16 protein-coding genes are annotated in these 17,650 nt (G+C 64.0%); 10 read left to right on the top strand and 6 right to left on the bottom strand.

Annotation, left to right across the window (positions count from 1 at the left end; translation table 11 throughout):
• The first annotated feature begins 23 nt into the window (after nucleotides 1-23).
• Nucleotides 24-1,478: a xylulokinase gene (xylB, locus tag NKH19_RS09065; RefSeq protein ID WP_352869351.1), complete on the top strand. Its 1,455-nt coding sequence runs from the start codon at nucleotides 24-26 to the stop codon at nucleotides 1,476-1,478.
• A gap of 197 nt (nucleotides 1,479-1,675) precedes the next feature.
• On the opposite strand, the gene NKH19_RS09070 is transcribed toward xylB, so the two are convergent.
• Complete coding sequence (locus NKH19_RS09070; RefSeq protein WP_352869353.1) at nucleotides 1,676-2,038, bottom strand: nuclear transport factor 2 family protein; 363 nt, start codon at nucleotides 2,036-2,038, stop codon at nucleotides 1,676-1,678.
• A gap of 136 nt (nucleotides 2,039-2,174) precedes the next feature.
• On the opposite strand from NKH19_RS09070, the gene xylA reads away from it, so the two are divergent.
• Nucleotides 2,175-3,500 carry a xylose isomerase gene (xylA, locus tag NKH19_RS09075; protein WP_352869355.1) on the top strand — a complete coding sequence of 442 codons (1,326 nt, stop codon included), beginning with the start codon at nucleotides 2,175-2,177 and terminating at the stop codon, nucleotides 3,498-3,500.
• Between the two features lie 396 nt (nucleotides 3,501-3,896).
• Nucleotides 3,897-4,106 carry a hypothetical protein gene (locus NKH19_RS09080; protein ID WP_352869357.1) on the top strand — a complete coding sequence of 70 codons (210 nt, stop codon included), beginning with the start codon at nucleotides 3,897-3,899 and terminating at the stop codon, nucleotides 4,104-4,106.
• 62 nt (nucleotides 4,107-4,168) lie between these two features.
• Here NKH19_RS09080 and NKH19_RS09085 read toward each other — a convergent pair whose 3' ends face one another.
• Nucleotides 4,169-5,149, bottom strand: coding sequence for a GlxA family transcriptional regulator (locus NKH19_RS09085; protein ID WP_352869359.1), 981 nt, complete (start codon nucleotides 5,147-5,149; stop codon nucleotides 4,169-4,171).
• Between the two features lie 134 nt (nucleotides 5,150-5,283).
• Between NKH19_RS09085 and bcoG the strand changes: the two genes are divergently transcribed.
• The 7 genes from bcoG (at nucleotide 5,284) to NKH19_RS09120 (ending at nucleotide 13,258) form a co-directional block, all read left to right on the top strand.
• Complete coding sequence (gene bcoG, locus NKH19_RS09090) at nucleotides 5,284-6,201, top strand: 3-dehydrocarnitine:acetyl-CoA trimethylamine transferase BcoG (RefSeq protein WP_023810589.1); 918 nt, start codon at nucleotides 5,284-5,286, stop codon at nucleotides 6,199-6,201.
• An 80-nt stretch (nucleotides 6,202-6,281) separates the two neighbouring features.
• Entirely contained in the window at nucleotides 6,282-6,911 is a 630-nt protein-coding gene (locus NKH19_RS09095; protein ID WP_352869361.1) for an HD domain-containing protein, read from the top strand.
• Complete coding sequence (locus tag NKH19_RS09100) at nucleotides 6,908-8,011, top strand: carnitine 3-dehydrogenase (protein WP_352869363.1); 1,104 nt, start codon at nucleotides 6,908-6,910, stop codon at nucleotides 8,009-8,011. The genes NKH19_RS09095 and NKH19_RS09100 overlap by 4 nt, the downstream gene beginning before the upstream one ends.
• Before the next feature lie 4 nt (nucleotides 8,012-8,015).
• Nucleotides 8,016-9,179 carry an acyl-CoA dehydrogenase family protein gene (locus tag NKH19_RS09105; protein ID WP_352869365.1) on the top strand — a complete coding sequence of 388 codons (1,164 nt, stop codon included), beginning with the start codon at nucleotides 8,016-8,018 and terminating at the stop codon, nucleotides 9,177-9,179.
• Nucleotides 9,180-9,242: 63 nt separating this feature from the next.
• A complete protein-coding gene (locus tag NKH19_RS09110; RefSeq protein ID WP_352869367.1) occupies nucleotides 9,243-11,321 on the top strand; it encodes an acetate--CoA ligase family protein in 2,079 nt (692 codons plus the stop codon).
• Nucleotides 11,314-12,096, top strand: coding sequence for a carnitinyl-CoA dehydratase (locus NKH19_RS09115; protein WP_352869369.1), 783 nt, complete (start codon nucleotides 11,314-11,316; stop codon nucleotides 12,094-12,096). Before NKH19_RS09110 ends, NKH19_RS09115 begins: the two co-directional genes overlap by 8 nt.
• Nucleotides 12,097-12,319: 223 nt before the next feature.
• Nucleotides 12,320-13,258 carry an alpha/beta hydrolase gene (locus NKH19_RS09120; protein WP_352869371.1) on the top strand — a complete coding sequence of 313 codons (939 nt, stop codon included), beginning with the start codon at nucleotides 12,320-12,322 and terminating at the stop codon, nucleotides 13,256-13,258.
• A gap of 28 nt (nucleotides 13,259-13,286) precedes the next feature.
• Here NKH19_RS09120 and NKH19_RS09125 read toward each other — a convergent pair whose 3' ends face one another.
• From NKH19_RS09125 to NKH19_RS09140, 4 genes are all read right to left on the bottom strand, one after another.
• A complete protein-coding gene (locus tag NKH19_RS09125; protein WP_352869373.1) occupies nucleotides 13,287-14,945 on the bottom strand; it encodes an FAD-binding dehydrogenase in 1,659 nt (552 codons plus the stop codon).
• Between the two features lie 34 nt (nucleotides 14,946-14,979).
• Nucleotides 14,980-15,966 (bottom strand): Gfo/Idh/MocA family protein, encoded by a 987-nt coding sequence (locus NKH19_RS09130; protein ID WP_352869375.1) that lies wholly within the window; start codon nucleotides 15,964-15,966, stop codon nucleotides 14,980-14,982.
• Nucleotides 15,967-16,254: 288 nt separating this feature from the next.
• Nucleotides 16,255-16,830, bottom strand: a complete 576-nt coding sequence (locus tag NKH19_RS09135; RefSeq protein WP_352869377.1) for a YceI family protein — start codon at nucleotides 16,828-16,830, stop codon at nucleotides 16,255-16,257.
• A gap of 69 nt (nucleotides 16,831-16,899) precedes the next feature.
• On the bottom strand, nucleotides 16,900-17,478 hold the full coding sequence (locus NKH19_RS09140) for a cytochrome b (protein ID WP_352869379.1): 579 nt from the start codon (nucleotides 17,476-17,478) through the stop codon (nucleotides 16,900-16,902).
• Nucleotides 17,479-17,650: the final 172 nt, after the last annotated feature.

The following is a 17,650-nucleotide window of genomic DNA, read 5'->3' on the forward strand; positions in this document are numbered from 1 at the left end:
ATTAATGGCAAGGGGAGGAAACCATGTATCTCGGCCTCGATCTCGGGACATCGGGCGTCAAGGCGCTGCTCATCGATGCCGGGCAAACCGTCATCGGTTCCGGCCATGCGTCGATCGACGTGTCGCGGCCGCATCCAGGCTGGTCGGAACAGAACCCCAACGACTGGATCCGCGCTTGCGAAGAGGCGATTGCCGATCTCAAGGCCAGGCATCCCGGGGAGTTCGCCGCGGTCAAGGGTATCGGCCTGTCCGGCCACATGCATGGCGCAACGCTGCTCGATGCCTCCGACAAGGTGCTGCGCCCCTGCATCCTGTGGAACGATACACGCAGCCATGCCGAGGCCGCCGTCCTCGACGCCGATCCGCGCTTCCGCGCGCTGACCGGCAACATCGTATTTCCCGGTTTCACGGCGCCCAAGCTTGCCTGGGTTAAGAACAACGAGCCCGCAGTCTTCGCCAAGGTCGCGAAAGTGCTGCTGCCCAAGGATTTCCTGCGGCTCTGGCTTACGGGCGAACACATTTCGGAAATGTCGGATTCCGCCGGCACGTCCTGGCTCGATGTCGGCAAGCGCCGCTGGAGTGCGGAACTGCTCGCTGCGACATCGCTCGATGAAAAGCAGATGCCGTCGCTGGTCGAGGGTACGGAGAAGGCAGGCGCGCTGCGTATCGAACTGGCCTCGAAATGGGGCGTCCAGGCCGGCATTCCGATCGCCGGCGGTGCCGGTGACAATGCGGCCTCTGCCTGCGGCATGGGCACGGTCGGCGCCGGCCACGCCTTCGTCTCGCTCGGCACATCGGGCGTGCTGTTTGCCGCCAACGCGTCCTACCTGCCCAACCCGGCAAGTGCAGTGCATACCTTCTGCCACGCGCTTCCGAACACCTGGCACCAGATGGGCGTCATCCTGTCGGCAACCGATTCGCTGAACTGGCTGTCCGAAATCACCGGCAAAGGCGCCGGCGAATTGACCGCCGAACTCGGCGACTCATTGAAGACACCCAGCGGCGTGTCCTTCCTGCCTTATCTCTCGGGTGAGCGTACACCCCACAATGATTCCGCCATTCGCGGCGCGTTCACCGGGCTGGCGCATGAATCGAGCCGTGCCGTGCTGACGCAGGCCGTGCTGGAGGGCGTCGCCTTTGCCTTCCGCGACAGCCTCGAAGCCCTGGCCAAGGCCGGCACGACCTTGACGCGGGTGACAGCGATCGGCGGCGGTTCGCGCTCGCGCTACTGGCTGAAGGCGATTGCCACCGCGCTTCAACTGCCCGTCGACATTCCCGCCGACGGCGACTTCGGCGCCGCCTTTGGCGCCGCACGGCTCGGCCTGATCGCGGCGACGGGTGCCGATCCGCTGGCTGTGTGCACGGCGCCCAGCACGGATGCTACCGTTGAACCGGACGCTGCGCTCGCTGGGGCGTATGCGGATGCGTATCAGCGCTACCGGTCGCTCTACCCGGCAATCAGGGGCGTGACCGCGTGAATGAGCGCGAGGCACCCCCCTCTGCCCTGCCGGGCATCTCCCCCGCAAGGGGGGAGATTAGCAGCGTTGGCGGGTATGCCAGTCCTGCAAGGTGGATGATTGGCGATGGCGCGGACGCCAACCAATCTCCCCCCTTGCGGGGGAGATGGCCGGCAGGCCAGAGGGGGGTGCTTCACGCCCGCCTCCCCCAGAAGTCCTCACTGCGCCGGGACCTTGTCGAGAAAACCGGTGACGCTCTTCAGGCGGCCGTTCTCGATGACGCCGATATCGGTGCCTTCGATCACCGAAGGCGTCCCCTCGGGTCCGAGATTCCACGAGAAGCGTATCTTGTCGGCAAAACCGTCCGGCGTGCCCTTCAGCGAAAAGCGAAACCCGGCAAAGCGCTGCTGCACGCCGCCGATCAGAGCCGCGATGCCCTCATGGCCGTCGCCTTGCATGAGCGGATCGCGATAGCTGACGTCTTCGGTGAAGGTCGCCTTGAGCAAGTCGGCCCGGCGCTCGGCATCGCTTTCGTTCCAGGCGGTGATGTAGTTTTGGGCGATCTTGTTGAGGTCGGTCATGGTCTGTCTCCTTTGTTTGACGGTTCTGACACGAGCCTTTTCGACCAGCGGACGAACGAAACCAATTACGCCTGAGGTAATCAAGGCGAATTACCTGACGTAATCAGGGCGAACTATTCGAGAGAGGACAGAAATCATGAGCAGCGGATTTTTCGGCGACATCAAGAAGATCAAATACGAGGGACCGGATTCGACCAATCCGCTGGCCTACCGGTTCTACAATCCCGACGAGGTCGTCGCCGGCAAGCGGCTGGAAGACCATCTGCGCTTCGCCGTCGCCTACTGGCATTCCTTTGCCTGGCCGGGCGGCGATCCATTCGGCGGCCAGACCTTCGACCGGCCGTGGTTTCCCAAGGCCGGCGGCACCGACACGATGGAACTGGCGAAACTGAAAGCAGATGTCGCCTTCGAGATGTTCTCGCTGCTCGGTGCGCCTTATTTCTGCTTCCACGACGCCGATGTACGGCCGGAAGGCAAGGATTTTTCCGAAAGTGCGGCCCGCCTCGACGAGATCGCCGACTACTTCGCGGGAAAGATGAAGCAGACCGGCGTCAAGCTTTTGTGGGGCACGGCCAATTTGTTCTCCAATCGCCGCTTCATGTCGGGCGCCGCCACCAATCCCGATCCGGATGTCTTTGCCTATGCGGCGGCGACGGTGAAAAGCTGCATTGACGTCACCAAGCGTCTGAAGGGCGAGAACTACGTGCTGTGGGGCGGGCGCGAGGGCTATGAGACGCTGCTCAACACCGACCTTGCCCGCGAGCAGGAGCAGGCCGGCCGCTTCCTCAGCCTCGTCGTCGACTACAAGCACAAGATCGGCTTCAAGGGCACGATCCTGATCGAGCCGAAGCCGCAGGAGCCGACCAAGCACCAGTACGATTACGATGTCGCGACCGTCTACGGCTTCCTCAAGCGCTTCGGATTGGAGAAGGAGGTCAAGCTCAACATCGAGCAGGGCCACGCCATTCTGGCCGGTCATTCCTTCGAGCACGAGCTGGCGCTGGCCAATGCGCTCGGCGTCTTCGGCTCGATCGACATGAACCGCAACGACTATCAGTCGGGCTGGGACACCGACCAGTTCCCCAACAACGTGCCTGAAATGGCACTGGCCTACTACCAGGTCCTGCAGGCCGGCGGTTTCAAGACCGGCGGCACCAATTTCGACGCCAAGCTGCGCCGCCAGTCGCTCGACCCACAGGATCTGCTGATCGGTCATATCGGCGGCATGGATTCCTGCGCACGCGGCCTCAAGGCGGCGGCCCGGATGGTCGAGGACAAGGCGCTGTCCGCACCGCTGGCCGAACGCTATGCCGGCTGGAACACGGCCGAGGGCAAGGCGATGCTGTCCGGCAAGCGCACGCTGGAAGATATCGCCGAGCGCGTCGTCAAGAAGAAGATCGAGCCGCACCCAAGGTCGGGCCGCCAGGAACTGCTGGAAAACATCGTCAACCGGTACGTGTGAAGTCCGACCTCTGGACCGATATCCACCACGTCTGACTGAAAGCCGCGGCAATCGCTTCCTGCTAGAGAAATTCCAGGAAAAGTGTGAAGCGGTTTTCCGTCCGGAATTGCGTCAAAACAAAGCGTTAGAGCGGTAATGCTCTAGTCAGCCCTTTTCGCGACAGGCAGCCGAGGACCACATAGATCCTCGGCTGCCTGCTGTTCGAAAAGCGGCTTTAGATCTCTCCTTGACCTGGCCTGCCCGGACGCGGGAACAAACTTTGCGCAAGGACGGGTGCGACGACACGGTTTTGCCCTTTGGCGCCCTTCAATGACCTCGCTCTTGCCTTCAAACTGCCGTCACGTATCTCGTATAAGACCGGCTCGTGGCGGGTGAGGAAGAAGGAGGCGACCCGATATGCAGAACGAACGTGAAATCGACGCCCTGCTCTCAGCGGGCGAGGCCGGATCGATCATCGATAGGCTGATGGCAATGCCGCATCCGAAGGATGGCACACACCGCTCGAACGAATGGGACCGCGCCGTGGCCAGCCGCTTCGAGACCCATCTTGCCAGACAGATGCGCTCGCAAATCGACAGCGGCAGCGATCACCAGGACGCTGCCTGATCTTTCCGATTTTGTGCATGTCATTGTCCCAAAACCGAAATACACTTTTGGGTGACATGCACTCAGCCCCGGCGCAGCCTGACCGGCGCTTCGCCGAAAGCCCGTGAAAAAGCCCTCGAAAATGCCGCGGCGGACGAAAATCCGGTCCGCCCGGCAATATCGGCCATCGCCACCCTGGTGTCGACCACCAGCCTGCGGGCAGCACCGAGGCGCAGCCTGAGATAATAGGCGCCTGGCGTCTCGCCGATCGATTTGCGAAAGATGCTTTCCAGCGTCCGTGCCGTCACCCCGGCACGTTTTGCCACCGCTTCTATGGTGAGCGGCTGGTCGACATGCGATTCCATCAGCCGAATGGCTTGCGCCAGCCGCGGATCGTAGCCGTCGAGCCGGCCGAGCGAGACCAGCGGCTGCGCGTCGGTCGCGGCACGCGCCTGGTCGTAGATGAAGACGCTGGCGACATCGAGCGCGACGGCCATGCCGAGCCGCGTGCGAATCAAATGCAGCATCAGGTCGAAGGTCGGCGACGCGCCGCCCGACGTGAACACCGGCCCGTCAATGACATAGCGGTCCGGGCGCACGTCGACGCCGGGAAAGGCCGAGGAAAAGTCCTCCATGTCCTCCCAGTGGGTGGTGGCGCTGCGCCCTTCCAGCAGGCCGGCGCGCGCCACCAGCCAGGTGCCGGCTTCGACACCGCCGCACGCGCGTGCTGTCCGCGCCGCCCTGCGCAGGCCTGACAACAGAGCCGACGTCGCATAATTCTGGGTGCCGAAGCCGGCGACGACGACAAGAACGTCGGTCGGCTCGCCCGCATCGAAGCGGCCACTGACCGCCACCGGCAGGCCGCAGGTGGTGACCGGAGCCTCGCCGGTCACCGAGACCAGCCTGAAATCGAACAGGGTCTCGCCGGAGATGCGGTTGGCGGCGCGCAAGGGATCGACGGCCGAGGCCACGCACATGATAGACGAGCCGGAAAACACCAGCAGCGTTACCTTGAGCGGAGAGCGCTCGGCGCAAAAGATCGTCGGTTTTTCGCCTTTCGTCATGGAAGCTTCGTAAAACGCAAAACAGTTTCCGGCAAGTCGGGCATTGTGGTCAGCTCTTGTGCATGTCGTCATCCCAAAACCGGTTCCCACTTTTGGGCGACATGCATGGCTTGTTCTATTCGGAGGAGAGTTCCATGCCGCTTGCGATGAACCGTGAGGTTTTCATTACCTGTGCCGTGACCGGGTCCGGCGGCTCGCAGGATCGCAGCCCGCACGTGCCGCGCTCCCCCAAGCAGATCGCCGATTCGGCCATCGATGCGGCCAAGGCGGGCGCTGCGATCGTCCACTGTCATGTGCGCGACCCCGAAACCGGCAAGCCCAGGCGCGACGTGCATCTCTATCGCGAAGTGACCGAGCGTATTCGCGCGGCGGAAGTCGACGTCATCTTGAACCTGACCGCCGGCATGGGCGGCGACATGGTGTTCGGCTCGCCGGAAGCGCCGCTGCCGCTCAACGAAAAAGGCACCGATATGGGCGGCGCCACCAACCGCATGGAACACGTGCGTCAGTGCCTGCCGGAAATCTGCACGCTCGACTGCGGCACCATGAATTTCGCCGAGGCCGACTATGTGATGACCAATACGCCCGGCATGCTGCGCGCCATGGGCGGCATGATGACGGCGCTCGGCGTCAAGCCGGAGATCGAGGCCTTCGACACCGGCCATTTGTGGTTCGCCAAGCAGCTGGTCGAGGAAAAGGTGCTCAATCCCGACGCGCTCGTACAGCTCTGCATGGGCGTGCCCTGGGGCGCGCCCGACGATCTCAACACCTTCATGGCCATGGTCAACAATGTGCCGTCGACCTGGAACTGGTCGGCCTTCGCCATCGGCCGCAACCAGATGGCCTATGCCGCCGCCGCCGTGCTGGCCGGCGGCAATGTCCGGGTCGGCCTGGAAGACAACCTGTGGCTCGACAAGGGCGTGCTGGCGACCAATGCACAACTGGTCGAACGCGCCGCCAGCATCGTCACCAATCTCGGCGCCAGGATTCTTGGGCCGGAAGAGGTCCGGCAGAAGCTCAACCTCACCAAGCGGGCGCCGATCGCGGCATAAGCATGATCCCGAAAAGTGGGAACCGGTTTTCGGATAAGATCATGCTCAAACAGGAAGGTTCATTCGCCGGGAGGGTCGGCATGACTACCGTCAAATTCACCGCGATGAAGGATGGCGACCGGGACGACTACGATTTCCTGACCGCGCATGAGATCGACTATGCGGCCAGGACCGGCGAGCGGCTGCTCGACGCGCTGGTCCAGCTCGATGAGGGCCTGTCGGGTTACAAGATCACGCGGCTCGGCCATTCGCTGCAGGCGGCGACGCGCGCCTGGCGTGACGGCGCCGACACCGACTGGATCGCCTGCGCTTTGCTGCACGACATCGGCGACATCTACGCGCCCTACAATCACGATGAATATGCCGCTTCGATCCTGAAACCCTTCGTGCGCGAACAATGCACCTGGGTGGTGGAGAAGCATGGCGACTTCCAGCGGCTCTACTATGCCCATCATCTGGGCGGCAACCGCCATGCGCGCGATCGCTTCGCCGGCCACGCCTATTTCGACGATTGCGATCAGTTTTGCGAACGCTGGGACCAGTCGAGCTTCGACCCCGACTATGACACCCTACCGATCGACTTCTTCCGGCCCTTCGTGCTCGAGGTGTTTGCCCGCAAGGCCTACGACGCCTCCGTGGTCCGCGCCGGCGAGCGCGTGCCTCTCATCGACCTTACAACAGCCAAGACAAGAACCGGAGCCTCCGCATGAGCATTATCAACAAGGCAGCCGCCATCGGTGGCGGCGTCATCGGCGCCGGCTGGGTGGCGCGCCTGCTGCTCAACGGCATCGACGTGTCGATCTTCGATCCCGATCCCGAGGCATCGCGTAAGGTCGGCGAAGTGATGAAGGGCGCGCGCCGCGCCTACAAGCAGATGGTGCCCGGCGGACTGCCCAAGGAGGGCAAGCTGACCTTCGCCAAGACCATCGCCGAGGCGGTTGCCGATGCCGATTTCATTCAGGAAAGCGTGCCCGAGCGGCTCGACCTGAAACACCGCGTGCTGGCCGAGATCGACGCCCACGCGCCGGCCAACGCCATTGTCGGCTCCTCGACCTCCGGCATCAAGCCGACCGACATGCAGGTGGCGATGAAGAAGCATCCGGAGCGACTGGTCGTCGGCCATCCGTTCAACCCGGTCTATCTCCTGCCGCTGGTCGAGATCGTCGGCGGCGAGCAGACCTTTCCCGAGGCGATCGAGGTTGCCAAGGGAATGTATGCTTCGATCGGCATGAAGCCTGTCGTCATCCGCAAGGAGATCGAGGCTTTCGTCGGCGACCGCCTGCTCGAAGCGGCATGGCGCGAGGCGTTGTGGCTGATCAAGGACGGCATCTGCACCGTCGAGGAACTCGACGACATCATGCGCTACGGCTTTGGCCTGCGCTGGGCGCAGATGGGCATGTTCCAGGTCTATCGCGTCGCCGGCGGCGAGGCCGGCATGCGCCACTTCATGGCGCAGTTCGGGCCGTGCCTGAAATGGCCATGGACCAAGCTGATGGACGTGCCAGAATTCAACGACGAGCTGGTCGAGCTGATCGCCACGCAGTCGGACGACCAGGCGCATGGGCTGTCGATCCGCGAGCTCGAAAAGATCCGCGACGACAATCTGGTCGCCATCATGGACGCGCTGTCGAAGCAGAACAAAGGCAAGGGCTGGGGCGCCGGCGCCCTGCACAAGGACTATACCAAACAACTGGCCAAGCTGGCGGCGAAGAAGCCTACGGCCTCCAAGGCCGCCGAGAAGGCCAAGGCGTTGAAGCCGGTGAAGAAAGCCGAAAAGCCGAAGAAAAAGACCGGCAAGAAGAAAGGCTGAGAGCATGGATTTCGGGCTGTCGGAGGAACAGAGGCTCATCGTCGAGACGACGAAGGCGTTCGTCGAGAACGAGCTTTACCCGCATGAGCGCGAGGTCGAGCGCACCGGCGTGCTGCGCCGCGAGCTGATCGAGGAAATCAAGGCCAAGGCGATCGAGGCCGGACTCTATGCCGCCAACATGCCGGCCGATGTCGGCGGCGCGGGCCTGGATACGGTGACATGGCTGCTCTACGAGAAGGAACTCGGCCGCGCCAATTATGCGCTGCACTGGACCTGCGTGGCGCGGCCCTCCAACATCCTCCTGGCCGGTACGCCCGAGCAGCGCGAGAAGTACCTGTTCCCTTGTATCCGTGGCGAGAAATGGGACTGCCTGGCGATGACCGAGCCGGGCGCCGGCTCCGATCTGCGCGGCATGAAGGCGACCGCCGTGCGGGATGGCGACGACTGGGTGCTGAACGGCACCAAGCATTTCATCAGCCACGCCGATCTGGCTGACTTCGCCATCGTCTTCATGGCCTCGGGCGAGGAAGAGTCGGCGCGCGGCAAACGCAAGAAGATCACCGCGTTCTTCGTCGACAAGGGCACCAAAGGCTTCACCGTTCGTGACGGCTATCGCAACGTCTCGCATCGCGGCTACACCAACGCCATCCTCGAATTCGATGATTGCCGGCTTCCCGCAAGCCAGGTGTTGGGCGAAGTCCACAAAGGGTTCGACGTCGCCAATTCATGGCTCGGCGCCACGCGCCTGCAGGTCGGCGCCACCTGTCTCGGCCGTGCCGAGCGGGCGCTTGGCCATGCCGTCGAATACGCCGCGCAGCGCCAGCAGTTCGGCCAGCAGATCGGCAAGTTCCAGGGCGTGTCGTTCAAGCTCGCCGACATGGCGACCGAACTGAAGGCCGCCGACCTGATGGTGTTCGAAGCCGGCTGGAAGTACGATCAAGGCACCGTCACCGATCAGGACATGGCCATGGCCAAGCTGAAGGCCACCGAGATGCTCGCCTTCGTCGCCGATGAGGCGATCCAGATCCATGGCGGCATGGGGCTGATGGACGACCTGCCGCTGGAGCGCATCTGGCGCGACGCCCGCGTCGAGCGCATCTGGGAAGGCACTTCGGAGATACAGCGACATATTATTTCGCGGGCGCTGCTGCGTCCGTTCGGGGCTTAGAGCATGATCCCCAAAGCCGGAGTTCGGCATGGGAGAAGATGATGCTCAAACGAAAAGATGACCATGCATAAACTCGAACGTCTTTTGCGCCCCAGATCGATTGCCGTCTTCGGCGGCGCGCAGGCCGCGGCCGTCGTCGCGCAATCGATCAAGATGGGCTTTTCCGGCGAGATCTGGCCGGTGCATCCGACCAAGGATGAGGTCGCCGGCCGCAAGGCCTACCGTTCGGTGGCCGACCTGCCGGGCGCGCCGGATGCCGCCTTTGTCGGCGTCAACCGGCATTTGACGATCGAAGTGGTCAAGGCGCTGGCCGAGCGCGGTGCCGGCGGCGCCGTCTGCTTTGCCGCCGGCTTCCTCGAGACCGAAGCCTACGACGACGACGGCGAGCGGCTGCAGGCCGAGCTGGTCGCGGCGGCGGGCCAAATGCCGATCATCGGGCCGAATTGCTACGGCCTGATCAACTATGCCGACGGCGCGCTTCTGTGGCCCGACCAGCATGGCGGCATCCGACTGGCCGAGGGCGGCAAGGGCGTCGCCATCATCACCCAGTCGTCCAACATCGCCATCAACATGACGATGCAGAAGCGCGGCCTGCCGATCGCCTTTCTGATGACCGCCGGCAACCAGGCGCAGACGGGCCTGTCGGAAATGGCGCTCGGCCTGATCGAGGACGAGCGGGTCACTTCGCTTGGCCTGCACATCGAGGCCTTCGATTCCGTAGCCGGCTTCGAACGGCTGGCGGCGAGGGCCCGCGAGCTGAGGAAGCCGATCATCGCCATGAAGGTCGGCCGTTCCGAACAGGCGCGGCAGGCGACCGTCTCGCACACCGCCTCGCTCGCCGGCTCGGACGCGGCATCGGGCGCCTTCCTGAGGCGGCTCGGCATTGCGCGGGTCGATTCGATCCCCGCCTTCATCGAGGCGCTGAAGCTGCTGCACATCACCGGACCTTTGCCCGGTTATAGGCTGTCGTCGATGAGCTGCTCGGGCGGCGAGGCCTCCGTCATGGCCGACAGTGCCGAAGGCCGCTGGGTCAATTTCCCGATGCTCAGCGACACCCACCGCGCCCATGTCAAATCGACACTCGGGCCGCTCGTCGCGGTGGCCAATCCGCTCGACTATCACACCTTCATCTGGAACAACGAGCCGGCGATGACCGCCACCTTCACCGCCATGGTGTCGGGCGGCTTCGACCTCAACATGCTGGTGCTCGACTTCCCGCGCCCCGACCGCTGCTCGGTCACCGACTGGTGGGCGACGCTGCGCGCCTTCGAATCGGCGCTGAAGACCAACAAGGCGCACGGCGCGATCGTCTCTTCGCTGCCGGAGAACCTGCCGGAGGAATACACCGCCGAGTTGATGTCACGCGGCATGGTGCCGTTGTTCGGCATTTCCGAAGCCATGGACGCCGCCCAGGCGGCGGCCTTCATCGGCTGGGCGTGGCACGAGCCGCAGGCGCAGCCGATCGACACGTCCGCCTCCGGCGCGCCTGCCGGCGACCACGTCACCCCCGATGAGGCCGAGGCGAAATCCCGCCTCATCGAGGCCGGCCTGCCGGTGCCGAAAGGCGAACGCGCCGCCAATGCGGTCGAGGCGGTGATCTCGTCGATGGCGCTCGGCTTCCCGGTGGCGCTGAAGGCGCTGGGCGTCACCCACAAATCCGAGGTCGGCGCGGTGCGGCTCAATCTCAAAGACGCCGAGTCCGTCAGCACCGCGGCGCATGACCTCTTGCCGCTCGGCACCGGGCTCTATGTCGAGCGTATGGTGCGCGATGGTGTCGCCGAACTGATCGTCGGCTTCACCCGCGATCCGATGTTCGGCGCGGTGATGACGCTGGGCACCGGCGGCGTGCTGGTCGAGCTGCTGCGCGACAGCGTCACGCTGATGCTGCCGGCGACCCGCGACGACATCGAGGCGGCGTTGCGCGGCCTGAAGCTGTATCCTTTGCTCGAAGGCTATCGCGGCCGGCCGAAGGCCGATGTCCAGGCTGCCATCGACGCCATCTCGGGCATTGCCGCCTTCGTGCAGGAGAATGCCGGCGAGATCGAGGAACTCGACATCAACCCGCTGATCGTCTGCGCCGAGGGCAAGGGCGCCTGGATCGCCGACGCACTGCTGGTGCTGGGAGACAAGAAGAATGTCTGACGTCATTTCGACCCGCCGCGAGGGCGCGATCCTGGAAGTCACGCTCGACCGGCCCAAGGCAAACGCGATCGACCTCAAGACCTCGCGGCTGATGGGCGAAACCTTCAAGGCGTTCCGTGACGATCCCAGCTTGCGGGTCGCCATCGTCAAGACCGCCGGCGACAAGTTCTTCTGCGCCGGCTGGGATCTCAAGGCCGCCGCCGGCGGCGACGCGGTCGACGGCGATTATGGCGTCGGCGGCTTTGCCGGGTTGCAGGAACTGCGCGATCTCAACAAGCCAGTCATCGCCTGCGTCAACGGCATGGCGGTGGGCGGCGGTTTCGAGCTGGCGCTGTCCTGCGACCTCATCTACGCCTCCGACCATTCCTCCTTCGCACTGCCCGAGATCCGTGCCGGCACGCTGGCGGACGCGGCGACGATCAAGCTGCCGAAGCGCATCCCCTACCATGTCGCCATGGACCTGCTGCTCACGGGGCGCTGGATGGATGTCGCCGAGGCGCATCGCTGGGGCCTGGTCAACGAAGTGCTGCCCAAGGAGAAACTCGAGGACCGCGTCTGGGAGATCGCCCGGCTGCTGGCCGGCGGCCCGCCGCTGGTGTTCGCCGCGATCAAGGAAACGGCGCGGGTCGCCGAGGCGCTCGCTTTCCAGGACGCGATGAACAAGGTGACGCGCCGGCAGCTGCCGACCGTCGATGCGCTCTACGGCTCCGAGGACAATATGGAAGGCTTTCGAGCGTTTGCGGAAAAGCGAGAGCCTGTATGGAAGGGGAAGTAGTGGTTTTTGCCGAGATGATGGCGTTCCGTCACACCCCCCTCTGTCCTGCCGGACATCTCCCCCGCAAGGGGGGAGATTGGATGTCGTTTCTGCTTTCGCCAACCGTCAACGCTGTAGGACGAGCGCCGCGATCAACGCTGCCGATCTCCCCCCTTGCGGGGGAGATGTCCGGCAGGACAGAGGGGGGTGCCTGGGCTCAACCTTTGCAGTCGGCGCGGCCAGCATGACCGACTACAAAACCCTCATCGACGCCGAGACCTGGGCCTTCATCGAGCGGACCAATTCCTATTACCCGCCCGATACGATCGATCTCACGATCGCGCAGCAGCGCGAGATTTATGACCGCATGTGCCGCGAGTTCTTTGCCGGCTATCCCGACGGCGTCACGGTCGAAACGTCCGCCATTGCAACGCCCACCCACGACATTCCGATCCGCATCTACCGAAGCGCACGCCAAGCAGCGGTGACGGTGCTGTATTTCCATGGCGGCGGCTTCATCCTCGGCGGGCTGGACAGCCATGACGATGTCTGCGCCGAACTCTGCGCCCGCACCGGCTATGAGGTGATCTCGGTCGACTACCGGCTGGCGCCGGAACACCTGCATCCAGCGGCCTTCGACGATGTGATGAGCGCCTTCGAATGGGCCGCCTCCACCCGCAACCACCCAATTCTGCTTTGCGGCGACAGTGCCGGCGGCAATCTTGCCGCTGCCGTCAGCCACGCGACACGCGGCCACGCGAAACGGCCGATCGGCCAGGTGCTGATCTATCCCGGCCTCGGCGGCGACCGGTCGAAGGGATCCTATCTCAGGCATGCCGAAGCGCCGATGCTGACCATGCGCGATCTTGAATTCTACAAGAACATCCGCACCGGCGGGCGAGACGGCACCGGCGATATCACGCAGTCGCCGCTTGCCGACGCCGATTTCGCCAACCTGCCGCCGACGGTGCTGATCACCGCGCAATGCGACCCCCTGTCGTCTGACGGCGAAGCCTATCGCGACCGCATCGTCGCGGCCGGCGGACGGGCTTACTGGTTCGAGGAACAGGGCCTGGTGCACGGCTATCTCAGAGCCCGGCACACGGTCGGTCGTGCCCGCGCGAGTTTTACCCGGATCGTCGATGCGGCGGCCGCCCTCGGACAAGGCGCCTGGCTCTGGTGAGCGGATTTATCGTCTCGCGGTTTAGGCTTTATCGCACGGCCGCGGCCGCCGCCCGGCCGGCGCCGCGGCCGGAAAAGATGCAGCCACCCAGGAACGTGCCTTCCAGCGCCGCATAACCGTGCACGCCGCCGCCGCCGAACCCGGCGGCCTCGCCGACTGCGTAGAGCCCCGCGACCGGCTGGCCATCGGCACCCAGCACGCGGCTGTCGAGGTCCGTCTGCAGGCCACCCAGCGTCTTGCGGGTCAGGATATTTAGGCGCACCGCGATCAGCGGGCCGTTTGCCGGGTCGAGCATCTTGTGCGGCTTGGCCGTACGGATCAGCCGGTCACCAAGATAAGCACGCGCACCGCGTAACGCGGTGATCTGCATGTCCTTGGAGAACGGATTGTCGAGCTGCCGGTCGCGGGCGCGGATTTCGCGCTCGACCTGGGCCAGCTCCAGCAGCGGCTCGCCGCCGGCGAGCGCGTTCATGCGCGCGACCAGCGTCGGCAGATCCGCCTCGACAATAAAGTCCTCGCCCTTCTCCATGAAGGCTTTCACCGGATCCGGGATGCCCGAGGTGGCGCGGCCGAGCACCTGGCGCCAGCTCTTGCCGGTCAGATCGGGGTTCTGCTCGGAGCCCGACAGCGCGAACTCTTTCTGGATGATCTTCCTGGTCAGGATGAACCAGGAATAGTCGAAGCCGGTGCTCATGATGTGGCTGAGCGTGCCGAGTGTGTCGAAGCCAGGATAGAGCGGCACCGGCAGCCGCTTGCCGCGCGCATCGAGCCACAGCGATGACGGGCCGGGCAATATCCGAATGGCATGGTCGGTCCAGATCGGCGCCCAGTTCTTGATGCCCTCGACATAATGCCACATGCGGTCGCGGTTGATGATCGAGCCGCCGGCCTGCTCCGTAATCGCCAGCATGCGGCCATCGACATGGTCGGGCACGCCGGTGATCATGCGCTTTGGTGGCGCGCCCAATCGCTGCGGCCAGTTTTCCCGGACAAGCTGATGGTTGGCGCCAATGCCGCCGGAGGCGACGATCACAGCCTGCGCTCGGAATGCAAAATCGCCTGATATTTCACGCGAACTCTTGTGACCGCGCTCGACGGCGCTCGGCTGCAGGAGGTCGCCGCGCACACCGTTGACGGTGGCACCCGTGCGGGTCAACTCGTTGACGCGGTGGCGGAATTTGAAGCTGATCAACCCTTGCTTCTGAGCTTCTCGCACGCGCTGGACGAAGGGTTCGAGCACACCGGGACCAGTACCCCAGGTGATATGGAAGCGCGGCACCGAATTGCCGTGGCCGATGGCATTGCCGCCGCCGCGCTCGGCCCAGCCGACGACGGGGAAGAATTTCAGGCCACGCTGCAGGAGCCACGAGCGCTTCTCGCCGGCGGCGAAGCCGACATAGGCTTCCGCCCATTTGCGCGGCCAGAAATCCTCCGGGCGATCGAAAGCGGCGGTGCCCAGCCAGTCCTCCAGCGCCAGATCATGCGAATCGCGGATGCGCATGCGCCGCTGCTCGGGCGAATCGACGAGGAAAAGCCCGCCGAACGACCAGAACGCCTGGCCGCCCAGCGACTGCTCCGGCTCCTGGTCGACGATGATGATTTTCTTGCCGGCCTCGGCAAGTTCGGCGGCGGCAACCAGCCCGGCAAGGCCGGCGCCGACAATGATCACGTCCGCATCGTCAGACATTTTCCCCTCCCCATTAGCCGGCTAAAGCAATGCGTTAGACGGTCTCCCAGCTATCCTTGCCGCCGGCGCGGAAGATGGCGTCGATGACCTTCTGGTTGAGCACGGATTCCTCCAGTGTGAAGACGCGCTCCTTGCTGCCCTGTGCCGCTCGCGCGAAGGTCTCGACCTCCAGCCGGTACTGCTGCGTGCCGGGAAAGCGGAACACCTGCGCCTCGGTGTGGTTCTGGTTGTGCAGTTCGACGCGGTGATGATCGTAGAGCCCGGCATTGAAGGGCGAGAACACCTCGATGAAACCCTTCTCGCCGTGGAACACCATGAACTGGCGCGCCGCCATCTGCGTCGACAGGTAGAACGACAGTTCGAAGTCGCCGAAATCGGCACGGATCGAGGAATAGATGTCGGTGCCGAATTTCTTGTCGCGCTCGATCGTCGCCTGCACGCGCAGCGGCTCCTTGCCGGTGGAAAAGCGCGTCGACACGGTCGGATAGACGCCGATGTCGGGCAGCGCGCCACCGCCGAGATCGAGCTTGTTGCGCATATTGTTGGGGTCGACATTGTAATAGGAGAACGCGCCCTGCACATGGCGCAGCCGGCCGATGGTGCCGCTGGCGATGAGATCGCGCACCTTGATCCATTGCGGGTGGTAGATGACCATGAAGGCTTCGCAGACCAGCACTTTTTTGGCGTCGCGCAGCTTGATCAGTGGGGCAATATCCTTGGCGTCGAGCGCCAGTGGTTTTTCGACCAGCACATGCTTGCCGGCTTCGATGGCCTTGGCCGTCCATTCGACATGCTGCGAGGTCGGCAGCGGGATGTAGACGCCGTCGATTTCGTTGGAGGCGAGCAGGTCCTCATAGGAGCCGAAGGCATGGCGGGCGCCGAAGCGCTCGGCCAGTGCCTTAGCCTTCGACAGGTCGCGGCTGGCGATCGCCGACAGCGCGCCGTTCTCCGCCTCGACCATTGCAGGCAACAAATGCTCGCGGCCGATCTTGGCCGTGGACAACACACCCCATCGGAACATCAGGCTTCTCCATCACGATTACAGGCCACGAGGTTTGCCCGAAATCGCCGGAAAAGCCAATTGGAGACTGTCCATCGAAGCGCGCCTTCGTCATCCTCGGGCTTGACCCGAGGATCCATGCCGCGACATCAGCCGAGAAATGCAGCGGAACGGATTCTGGACCGTCGCAACGCCTTGATGTCGCGGCATGGATCCTGGGGTCTGCGCCGCGTCGCTTCGCTCCTTGCTGCGCCCCAGGATGACGATGCGCGAGGTGTGTCTGCCAGTCGCAAAGGTGCTGGCAGAGAGCTAACCCCTGTTCCCCGTCAACGTCATGTCGAAGTCGACGATGTTGGAATAGATCGGCGTGCCGACATCCATGCCGTAGCGCGACCGCAGCACCTTGCCGGTGACATGGAATTTTATGGTGCCGGCCTTGAGACCGCCAAGCTCGGCCGTGAATTTTTCCGGGAACGTCTTGCCGCGCGCCGTCAGCCGGCCGGTGACCAGGGCCGTGGTGTCGCTGGTGCGGGTCACGCTGGTCGAACGGAACTGGATTTCCGGGCTGTTGGCGGTGTCGAACACCGCGTCGGAGCGCAGAAAGGCATCGATGCGGCCCTGGCCGGTGCCGACGCTTTCGGGAAAGATGGTGAAATTGACCTGCGAGCGGCCGACATCGGAATTGTCGATGCGGATCGTGCCCTTGAAGCGGGCGAAGGCGCCGTTGAGGCCGCCGCCGCCGACCTTGCCGATGGAAAAGCGGATGCTGGAGCTGGCCGGGCTGACCGAATAGCTGCCGGCGGCGGCGCCAAGCGCGACGGCAGCGGAAACAGGCATGGCAAGGCAAGCGGCGACCGCCGCAAATCCGAGGATGCGCGTGTACATGGAGGTGTTCCTTTTTTTGGGGCAACGCATTTTCCGCGCCCTCTCCCATGAACGAGCGAGCCGGCCGCTCTATTCCCCACTGTCATCCGACGAAGGCGTGATCATGCGCGTGAGCATGCCATCCCTGAGCTGGAAATGGTGCCGCAGCGCCGCCGCGACATGGAGAGCGACCAGCGCCATGCCGGCATAGGCGAGATACCAATGCGTTGCCGCCCAGAAACTCTCGGCCGCGTCCGATTCGGCCAGCGGCAGGTTCGGCATGACGAACAGATTGAACGGCAGGCTGGGGATCTCCAGCATCGAGACCGACACCAGCGCCCAGCCGGACAAGGGCAAGGCAAGCTGAAAGGCATAGAGCGCAAGATGAGCCAGCGGTGCGGCCCGACGCTCCAGGATCCCGACCGAGCGCGGCAGCGGCGGCCATATATTGCCAAGGCGCCAAGCGATGCGCAGGATGATCAGGCCGAGCAGCAGAAAGCCGAAGGATTTGTGCAGCTGGATCAGTTCGAAAGCGGTACGCTGACTGGTCAGCCGCACCATGACGAAGCCCAGCCCGAACTGGCCGATGAAGACCAGCGCAATCAGCCAGTGGAGAATGATGGTCGCCCAGCCGTAGCGGGTTGGAGTGTTGGTGATCGATGTTTGCATGATTGGCAAACGCCGCCGAACTACGCTTTCTTCCCGACGGCAGCGCTGCCCCCTTCATTGCCCTGCCGGGCATTTCTCCCCGTAAACGGCAGGGCTGTCCGGGGAAATCTATTCATATATGAAGGCCATCTGATTGAGGGAGGATCGGTCTCTTGGTCGGCTCGGATTGACC

The organism is Mesorhizobium sp. M1338, assembly GCF_040318045.1.
Lineage (GTDB): Bacteria > Pseudomonadota > Alphaproteobacteria > Rhizobiales > Rhizobiaceae > Mesorhizobium.

Coding starts and splice junctions, on each gene's coding strand:
- xylB (WP_352869351.1), top strand. CDS start 24: ATGTATCTCGGCCTCGATCTCGGGACATCGGGCGTCAAGGCGCTGCTC.
- NKH19_RS09070 (WP_352869353.1), bottom strand. CDS start 2,038: ATGACCGACCTCAACAAGATCGCCCAAAACTACATCACCGCCTGGAAC.
- xylA (WP_352869355.1), top strand. CDS start 2,175: ATGAGCAGCGGATTTTTCGGCGACATCAAGAAGATCAAATACGAGGGA.
- NKH19_RS09080 (WP_352869357.1), top strand. CDS start 3,897: ATGCAGAACGAACGTGAAATCGACGCCCTGCTCTCAGCGGGCGAGGCC.
- NKH19_RS09085 (WP_352869359.1), bottom strand. CDS start 5,149: ATGACGAAAGGCGAAAAACCGACGATCTTTTGCGCCGAGCGCTCTCCG.
- bcoG (WP_023810589.1), top strand. CDS start 5,284: ATGCCGCTTGCGATGAACCGTGAGGTTTTCATTACCTGTGCCGTGACC.
- NKH19_RS09095 (WP_352869361.1), top strand. CDS start 6,282: ATGACTACCGTCAAATTCACCGCGATGAAGGATGGCGACCGGGACGAC.
- NKH19_RS09100 (WP_352869363.1), top strand. CDS start 6,908: ATGAGCATTATCAACAAGGCAGCCGCCATCGGTGGCGGCGTCATCGGC.
- NKH19_RS09105 (WP_352869365.1), top strand. CDS start 8,016: ATGGATTTCGGGCTGTCGGAGGAACAGAGGCTCATCGTCGAGACGACG.
- NKH19_RS09110 (WP_352869367.1), top strand. CDS start 9,243: ATGCATAAACTCGAACGTCTTTTGCGCCCCAGATCGATTGCCGTCTTC.
- NKH19_RS09115 (WP_352869369.1), top strand. CDS start 11,314: ATGTCTGACGTCATTTCGACCCGCCGCGAGGGCGCGATCCTGGAAGTC.
- NKH19_RS09120 (WP_352869371.1), top strand. CDS start 12,320: ATGACCGACTACAAAACCCTCATCGACGCCGAGACCTGGGCCTTCATC.
- NKH19_RS09125 (WP_352869373.1), bottom strand. CDS start 14,945: ATGTCTGACGATGCGGACGTGATCATTGTCGGCGCCGGCCTTGCCGGG.
- NKH19_RS09130 (WP_352869375.1), bottom strand. CDS start 15,966: ATGTTCCGATGGGGTGTGTTGTCCACGGCCAAGATCGGCCGCGAGCAT.
- NKH19_RS09135 (WP_352869377.1), bottom strand. CDS start 16,830: ATGTACACGCGCATCCTCGGATTTGCGGCGGTCGCCGCTTGCCTTGCC.
- NKH19_RS09140 (WP_352869379.1), bottom strand. CDS start 17,478: ATGCAAACATCGATCACCAACACTCCAACCCGCTACGGCTGGGCGACC.